General features: G+C 60.6%; 5 protein-coding genes and 1 pseudogene. 5 read left to right on the top strand and 1 reads right to left on the bottom strand.

Going from position 1 to position 8,522, the window contains the following annotated elements:
• Positions 1-42: 42 nt before the first annotated feature.
• Entirely contained in the window at positions 43-1,590 is a 1,548-nt protein-coding gene (locus tag IPF85_RS19155; protein WP_343409663.1) for an ISKra4 family transposase, read from the bottom strand.
• Positions 1,591-1,671: 81 nt separating this feature from the next.
• Between IPF85_RS19155 and IPF85_RS19150 the strand changes: the two genes are divergently transcribed.
• The 5 genes and pseudogenes from IPF85_RS19150 to IPF85_RS19130 all read left to right on the top strand — a co-directional run bounded on the left by IPF85_RS19150 (position 1,672) and on the right by IPF85_RS19130 (position 8,287).
• A complete protein-coding gene (locus IPF85_RS19150) occupies positions 1,672-1,923 on the top strand; it encodes a hypothetical protein (protein ID WP_343409662.1) in 252 nt (83 codons plus the stop codon).
• A 657-nt stretch (positions 1,924-2,580) separates the two neighbouring features.
• Positions 2,581-3,288, top strand: a pseudogene (locus IPF85_RS19145) (CHAP domain-containing protein); the annotation flags it as partial.
• 60 nt (positions 3,289-3,348) lie between these two features.
• Positions 3,349-4,359: a hypothetical protein gene (locus tag IPF85_RS19140; RefSeq protein ID WP_343409664.1), complete on the top strand. Its 1,011-nt coding sequence runs from the start codon at positions 3,349-3,351 to the stop codon at positions 4,357-4,359.
• Between the two features lie 325 nt (positions 4,360-4,684).
• The gene (locus IPF85_RS19135; protein WP_343409661.1) at positions 4,685-7,399 is read left to right on the top strand and encodes a hypothetical protein; all 2,715 of its coding nucleotides are present in this window, start codon (positions 4,685-4,687) and stop codon (positions 7,397-7,399) included.
• 87 nt (positions 7,400-7,486) lie between these two features.
• On the top strand, positions 7,487-8,287 hold the full coding sequence (locus tag IPF85_RS19130) for a hypothetical protein (RefSeq protein ID WP_343409660.1): 801 nt from the start codon (positions 7,487-7,489) through the stop codon (positions 8,285-8,287).
• Positions 8,288-8,522: the final 235 nt, after the last annotated feature.

The following is an 8,522-nucleotide window of genomic DNA, read 5'->3' as shown; positions in this document are numbered from 1 at the left end:
CAGTTGCTGTCATCTCCATCCACGGTTGGGCATCACGGCGCCTCACGCCAGACCATAGGTAGGCAAAGGTGCCGGTTCGGCACATTTGAGAGGGAGGTTTTTGTGTTGTTCTTGCGCTTGGGTCTGGATGCGATCATGCACGAAGGTGATAAACGCCTCCCAGTCGTTGTTCACCTCGATACAGCGCAGTTGCAGCAGGGCCTCGGCGCGTTCTTTGATCCAGCGCATGCCGCCGCAGTCAAACCGCTGGGCAATGACATAGCGCACGGCGCCTTCGACCGCCCCCGAGCCGATCTCCCAGTCCAGTTCCCGCAACCGCTTGTAGTCCATCTTGGCTTGGCGTTTGGTCAGATAATCCTGGATACTGGTCAAGCGGTCATGGGCACTGCTCTGCTGGGGCGCCAGTTGCTTGAGCCGCTGGGTCAGTTCAGCGAGGATCTCCGCCACCCGCCCGTCATACAACGCGGCTTTCTGCGCATCGACCCATTCGGTCAGTTCAGCACTGCCTTCGCGATACAAGCACGCCCCGGCTTCCCAGAGATATTCCACCACATGAAAGATATCGATGGTATGTTCGGCCGCGGGAAACAGTTCCGCAATGTAGCGTTCCAGATCATTATCCCCGTCCGTGACCAATTGGATCGCCTTATCGCTGTCCGGCGTGAACCCCCGCTTGTTCGCTGCGCGCCGGGCGATAGCGACGGCGTGGCGCTTGGGCGCATAGGAGGCATACACCTTTTTGTTGAGCGGACCTTCCAGGGTGCCATCCGCACTTTTCCGTAACGTGTACATCACCACAATGGTCGCCATTTTGCCGTTTTTGGCCTTGTCGCCCTTCTGCCGTCGCTTTTTGCCGCCGCGGCGCAGGCGGGCGGCTCGGCCGCGATGCCGCTGCGAACCGGGATGCGGATTCGCCGCCCGTGGTCCGCGCCGCTTTTCCAACTCCGCTTCGGTGGCGGTGGGCGTGGCCTTGCTGTCAATCTGGATCACCAACACGTCACCGTCCCCACTCGGCGCCGGGGCGTGCGCGAACCACGCCGCCGTGTGGCGACCCAGCCCCAAGACCAACTCCTCCAGACTGCTTTGTGCTGGCGACCAACGCAGAAACAGCGTCAGGAGCAAGACCGTCTGCGCATAACTCACCTTGCTGGCCAGGCGGGCGGCACAACTGGTCAGCAGCAGGCTGAATCCGTCGCCGGTCAATCCCAACTCAATATCCAAAGGGTAATACCCACCACCCCTGCGGTAGATGTAGGTGCGTGCATAGCTGACCTTGCCGAAGAACGTGCCCAGTTGCCGCACAATCGGGCCTTGACGTTTGCACCCCGGTTGCGACTGCTCCGCCGCCGCCCGCCATTGCGCTTCACGCATTTGGAGAAAGAGTTGCAAGCATAGCCGCCCCACCGTCAGCACTTGGGGCACCAATTGGGTCTCAAACGCATAAAAGGTCAAGGTCTGACAACTTATCACCCAAGCCACCAGCGCATTGACGGTCTGGGTGATGCGGGTCTTAAGTTCCTCCACCGTTGGCGCGCTGGTTGGCAAATCCGTCGCCGCCATTGGAGGCACGAGCAAATCTATGGCTTCCATTGGAACCTCCAAGTCATGTTCTGGAAGCCTATTATGCCTCAAACTCTCACTGGGAGATAACAGCGATTACACCCCAACGAAATGGCCCCACGGGTTCAACTCGGCAGTGTGCCGTTTGCCGTGCAGGCGCTGACGGTGCCGGATGGCAGCGTGACGACGGCCAAGATCGCCGATCAGGCCGTGACGCAGGCCAAACTGTTCCCCGACGTGAATCTGGTGCCACCGGATGGCAGCATTTCCACCGCCAAACTGGCCGATGGAGCCGTGACGACGGGGAAGATCGCCAATCAAGCCGTAACCAGTCAACAGCAGACCGCAGCAGCGACCACGTAGAGAGGATTGGTCATACTTGGTTGCCCAGGGTCTGGGGCCTGTTGTTTGTGAGGGTTCAACTTTCCTAACGTTCCTGCCAGTGATATCGTAATCATGTGTTCATTTGTTGCATGGATTCCTAGCGGGGCAACCCTACCGGATCAATAATTTATCAGTATCACCAGGAGGAGAGTTAAATAGAATGCGCACGCATATCATGAGCACTCTGTCGGATCAGTATGTACTTCACGGAAAACTATCCAATTTTGGCGGTTCACTAGTTATTCGCATGATATATACTGGAGAACAAGCAACAACGCAGGTTGGATTCGGGACGGATAACGGGGACTCAAGGTTCGGACGCAAATGCACTGCAACATTCGGAATTTGAGGACGATGTCCGTAACTCGGTGTCGTGCAATCCCATTCGCAACATCGAGGCATTGTCTCTTGGCAACAAGGAGGCTACGATATGAGGCATTCGAATCGCCGCAAATTGCGATATGACATTCTGACGCTGTTGCTGGTATACTGGTGACGTTGCAGCCCGCCAGCTTGGTTGCGAGCAGCATACATCCAAAGGCAGAGCAACAAAACGTGCCGTCAGACTGGCATACCTATACCGATCCTGACTTTGGCTGGTCAATTCGCTATCCAGAATCTTGGTCTGCAAGGGTCATGTTCGAGAACTTGAACTCAACAGCAGAGCAGGTAATTCGACGTAAGGTGGCATTGATTGGCCCAGATAACGCCACTATCTGGCTTGATAGCTCCCAGAACATGTCAAGTCATACAGCAGAAACATGGTTTCAGACCTACAAACAGCCATTGTTTTCCAGTTCGACCGATCTCACAGTTGTTCTCGAAGCCGAATTGGATGGTCAGCCGGCTGTGTTGGCAGTAGACGACACCGACTCTACGAGCACCGCACAGGTTGCTGTGGTAGCAGTCAGAGGCCAGCTTGCTATCGAGATTACTTACCTTGTTGCAGATGGTGGCACTGCGCGAGCGATATTCACGGAGATTGTACAGACATTCAGGTGGCAATCAGCAGGAGACGCCCATACTTCGGAGATACCGGCTATCTCAGAATCCTTGTTGCCGTCAAGACCACTCATTGCGAACTGCTGTGGCATCAACAGTCCTGGCAATATCTGCGTGTGTTGCACCAGAGATTCGGACGGTGCACAGGTAGGTAACTGCGTTTGGTGGGCCTGTCATAAACGCAGCGATGTGCCGTGCGCTGGCGACGCTAACACGTGGGACGAATGTGCGTCACGGGCCGGCAAACTTGTGGATACGACCCCGGAAGCCGGATCTCTTGCCGTGTGGGATACGGGCAATCATATTGCCTACGTGGAGAGTGCAAGCAGTGGCAACATCAGCATCTCCGAAATGGATTGTTACTCCACGCGAGCTTGTGGTGGAAATACAGGTTTCAATGGCGTGTCCTATAGAACCACCTCGGCATCTGGGAAACATTTCATTCATGGCACAAGTGGACCGACCCCCACGCCTGTGCCTACCTGCCCCACCTCCGGCGGCATCATTCTCTACAAAGACTGGCAGTACCAGTGCGCCAACGAAGGCGAGGGCAGCGGGTGGGTGCGCCGCGACTCAACTGGCTGGCAGAATGTGGGCGGCTTCAATGACCGCGCATCCTCCGTGCGTGTCCCTTCCGGCTGGTCGGTCAAACTCTTCGAGCACGGCGACCGCGGCGGCGGCTGGGCCTGCCGCAACAGCAACGACGACAACTTTGGCGGCAATCAGTTCAACAACGGCGCCAGTCTGAATGATGCTGTCTCGTCGTTTGAGGTCTTCAACGTACCGAACTGCGGCGACAATCACGCACCGAACACGCCATCTCTCCAGAGCCCTGGTGATGGGCATGTCGCCACTGACGGTCGTGCGCCGCAGCTGTGCTGGAACAACAACGGCGATCCCGACGGCGACTCGGTGCAGTTCTACGCCGAAGTCTACGGCAGCGCAGTCAACGCCAACAGCGGCTGGACTGGCAGCACCTGCTGGCGACCTGGCAATCTGGATGGCCAGTATTACGGTTACCAATGGCACGTCAAGGCCAGGGATAACTATGGCGCTGAGAGCGGCTGGAGCACCACCTGGCACTTCACCATTCAGCAGCCCAACCAGCCCCCGTCTATCTCCTTCAACACCGCCAACGGTAGCACGGCCGGTCAGATCAGCAGCCGTGACCGCACCTGGACCTTTGCTGGCACGGCCAACGATCCGGAAGGCCAGCTCAACCGCATCGAGTTCCGCTGTGACAACTGCGACAATGCCGGCAGCGGCCCCAACCAGACCAATGGCAACACCTGGTCGCTGACACGCACCGACATGGCCGGCCAGAACGACGTCTACTTCGTGGCCTACGATAACCTGAATCAGACGCGGCCAGCCGCCATCTCGACCTGCGCATTGACCTGGCACCGCCAGTGACAACCGTCAGCCTCAACAACGAGGCCAACCCCGCGAACTGGCCGACCTGGTTCATTGCCCCGGTGACCGTGCGCCTGCACGCGGACGATGGCAACACCGGCCGCGCGCGCAGCGGGGTCAGCCAGGTGCGCTACCGGCTCGATAACGGCGGCTGGCAAACGGTCAGCGGCAGCGATGCGAGTCTTGTGGTTACCACCGACGGCAGCCACAGCGTCGAGTATTACGCCCTGGACAATGTGGGCAACCAGGAAAGCAGCCGGACGGTCAACTTCCAGATTGACCAGACACCCCCAGTCCGCTATCCGGCGTGGTCGAGACCCACTCTGTGGTCAATGGTCAGTGGCAGCGCGATCACAACGTGGCGACCTTCACCTGGAACGCCTCGAGCGATCCCACCTCCGGGGTGTGGGGCTATCAACTCTACTTCGGCGAGGATCCCAACGGCACGGCGTATCAGACCTTCCTGGCAGCCGAGCCGCGCACGTGGACCCCGCAGCCAGGCGGGGTCCATACCGGCAGCTATTTCCTGCGCGGCCGTGTGCGCGATGTGGCCGGTAACTGGACGCCGTGGGCTACGCTGTACAACTTCCGCTACGATGGCACCCCACCCGAGAATCCTACCGGCATCACTCACGCCGCCGGCATCGCCAACGATGTCTGGCAAAACATCACGAGCACGCCGAACTTCACCTGGCCCGCGCCGCACGACGAAGGTTCGGGCATCCAGGGCTATTCCGTGTACTGGGGAGATAACCCCGCTGGCACGAGCAGCAGCTTCAGCCCGGCCAACAGCTTCGCCTCTGCGACGCCACTGTGTGGCAGCAGCGCCGCCTGTACCGGCTACCTGCGTCTGCGCAGCCGGGATAACGTCAACAACGAGGCCGAAGATTGGACGACCGGCTTTGTCCTGCGCTACGACAATGCGCCGCCTACGGTGGACTTCACGATCAACGGCGGCGTCACGCAGACCACCCAAACCCTGATCACCCTCGACATTACGGCTGCGGACGCCGGCAGCGGCGTGCAGGAGATGCGGATTTCGGGCGACGGTGCGGCCTGGACACCCTGGGAAACTTACGCCACGCAGCGCCCCTGGACGATCCCAGGGATCAGCCGGCAGTGGTGGCCGGTGTACGTGCAGGTGCGCGACGGCGTCAGCCTGACCTCAGACGTGATCTCGCACACCGTCTACCTGGATGTCAATCCACAGCAGCCGCGCTCGCTGAGCTACCGTCTCTTCGATCATGCGCTGAGCGCAGGCAGCGGCGCCTACACCTCCACCCTCTACAGCGGTCGGGGCACCCTGGGCCAAATCCTCGACTCCCCGCGCATCTCGAGCACCCACTATCTCTTCCAGGGGGGCTACGAAGCGGGCAGTCAGGCGCTGCCGATCATCGAGCCGGGGCACGACGAGTACCAGTTCATCAACGGCATCTTCGCCTCGGGCAACGGCTCGCACCCGATGACCTCGACGCTCTACAGCCTGCAGGGTACCCTGGGCGAGCCCGGGCTGCCCAATAACGAAACGACCCTGCAGAGCCAGAATCATCGCCATCAGCCCGGCTTCCTGGCGGCTGGCCTGCCGATGGGTACGCCAACGCCAACCCCAACGCCGACCCCCACACCGACGCCAACGCCCACCCCGCGCTGCGAGTTCTCCACGGTCAGCATCAACGACGGTGACTCCTTCACCCACAGCACCGCGGTCACACTGACGCTTTGTTCACCGAGCGCGGTGGAAATGAAGATCAGCAACGACGGCGGGTTTGGCGGCGCAGTCTGGGAGCCTTATGCCGAAACCAGGGACTGGACGATTACGAGCTACGGGCAGTATGTGCTGCCGCGCTTCGTGTACGCCGCTTTCAAGGACGTCAACGGCGTCATCCATGCCACCTACTTCGATGACATCATCCTCGATCCTAACCCACCCATTGGGCAGTTGGCCGTGGGGGAGGAGCAGTTGGTTCTGCGCAGCGCCATGGCGCGGGGCCAGCAGCCGGCAGACGCCTCGCAGCCGGCCTCCTTTGGCGATCTCAATTGGATCACGCCGCGCCCATCCCAGGCCGCTCCCTATGCCGAACCGCGGCAGGATGGCACGGTGCCCATCTACGTGATCGCTTCGGACGACAACAGCGGCCTGGCCGAGATGCAGATCAGCGCCAACGCCGCGTTCACCGACACCACCTGGGAGCCGTACTCGGCGCTCAGACCGTGGACGCCCGCGGGAGGCGACGGGATCAAGACGGTCTACGCCCGCTTCCGCGACAGCGCCGGGAATGTCTCGACCGTGGCCAATACCAGCTTTGCGTTGGACACGCTGCCTCCCCTGGGTGGTCTTGCCGTTGGTCCGCGCATCATCGGGCCGGACACCGTCACCACGACGGTCTACCTGGGCGCAGAGGACAACCTGAGCGGGGTAGAGGACATGCGCGTGAGCGCCGATCCGACCTTCGGCGATGCCCCCTGGCAGCCGTATACCACGACCGTAACCTGGCCTGTGTCGCTGACCGCCCAGTCGGTCATCACGCTCTATGCGCAGTACCGGGATGTGGCCGGCAATGGCTCGGAGGTTTACAGCGACATCCTCCTCGCCGACATCTCGCCGCCGCTGGTATATGTCGAAGTGGCGCCCGGCAACACCCTCACGCGCACCGTGACCATCCTGGCCTACGACGGTCTGGCCGGGCAAAGCGCCGGCGTGGGAATCATGCGCCTGAGCAATGATCCCCTGCTGCTCGACGGCGTCGTCACCATGCCCTACACGCCAACCGTCGCCTGGGCCTTCGACGAACAAGCCGTGGTCTGGGTGCAGGTCAAGGACATGGTCGGCAACTGGAGCGAGCCGTATCCCGCCTATGCGCCGCCTGGCTGCGATCTGGCCGGCGGCGATGACCTCATCACTGTCGCTGACCTGCAGGCCGAAGCCAGCCGCTGGCAGCAGAGCGCCGGACTGCCCTACGACCGCAATGGCGACAATCAGGTCACCATCGTGGACATCATGTGGTACGCCGCACGATGGGGCGGCAGTTGTTCGCAGTAAGCAACCGATTCTGGGATGCGCTGCGACGCTTCCGGCCGCAGCGCATCCCAGGTGAGCCAACTTTCTTGCATGAGAGGAGCATGAATCATGGACCGCAAGCACATCCATTTTGATCTGGCCATTCCGTGGCCGCGGCTGCAATGGAATCGAGACGCCATGCGCCGATTCTTACCCACCCCAGGCAACGTCCTGTTTACCCTGCTGATGATCGGTTTGCTCCTATGGGCTTCATCAGCCGGCGCGCTGCCGCTGCGCCTGCTGGGGCCGAATGTCCCTTCGACCAACACCATTGCCTACCAGGGCCGTCTGGCCGATGCCGGCGGCTCGCCCTTGACCGGCGCCTACAGCATCATCTTCCGCCTTTACAACGCCGCCAGCGGCGGCGCGCCGCTGTGGGAAGAGCAGTGGACGGGCCAGAACGGCGTGCAGGTCAGCGACGGTCTCTTCAACGTCATGCTCGGCAGCCTGACGCCCATACCGCAGGCGGTTGTCACCGGCAACAACACCCTCTGGCTCGGCATCACCATCGGCACGGACGATGAGATGGCGCCGCGCGTGCAGTTCGGCAGCGTGCCGTTTGCCGTGCAGGCGCTGACCGTGCCGGATGGGAGTGTGACGACAGATACAGCATTTGTCGCCAATGGACGTGTAGACGTAGTAGTCATCAAGGGCGCAGTAAACGTCGTCTCGGAATTGGGAATATCCAGTGAAGGATATGTATTTGAGCCGGTTTCGGTAGTGGATTTATCAACCTACCAGCAGGGAACCATCTTATCTCCGTGCTTTGCCTTGCAGCCCCCAGGCCCATCCGGCACATGTTATTACTACGGTGATTCGTCAGCGGGATACTGGGAGCACCTCGATGTTCTTGTCTTTGCTCAGTCATAGAGCGACAGAGGTATGTAGCGAGACAAGCGCAGTTTGGAGTTTCGCTCACGGGGGACGCGGTGAAGGCGGTCGCTGCGGATGTGCGGTCTTCGCGCCTGTCGCAGGCGCGGTGAGCCTGCTTCTCCAGGATCCAAACACCCCTGACCGCATGAGGGCTTCGCCAACCCTCCGTCAGGGTGCTAAAATGCAAGACAGGAAGGAGGGACGCAGACGATGGGAAATACCTATGTTCTGA

The organism is Candidatus Amarolinea dominans, assembly GCF_016704685.1.
GTDB lineage: Bacteria > Chloroflexota > Anaerolineae > SSC4 > Amarolineaceae > Amarolinea > Amarolinea dominans.
The sequence above is the reverse complement of the archived record's forward strand: the minus strand, read 5'-3'. Positions and strand labels throughout refer to the sequence as shown.

Excerpts from the sequence above, each read along its gene's own strand:
- IPF85_RS19130 (WP_343409660.1), top strand. The coding sequence starts at position 7,487 with ATGGACCGCAAGCACATCCATTTTGATCTGGCCATTCCGTGGCCGCGG.
- IPF85_RS19150 (WP_343409662.1), top strand. The coding sequence starts at position 1,672 with ATGGCCCCACGGGTTCAACTCGGCAGTGTGCCGTTTGCCGTGCAGGCG.
- IPF85_RS19155 (WP_343409663.1), bottom strand. The coding sequence starts at position 1,590 with ATGGAAGCCATAGATTTGCTCGTGCCTCCAATGGCGGCGACGGATTTG.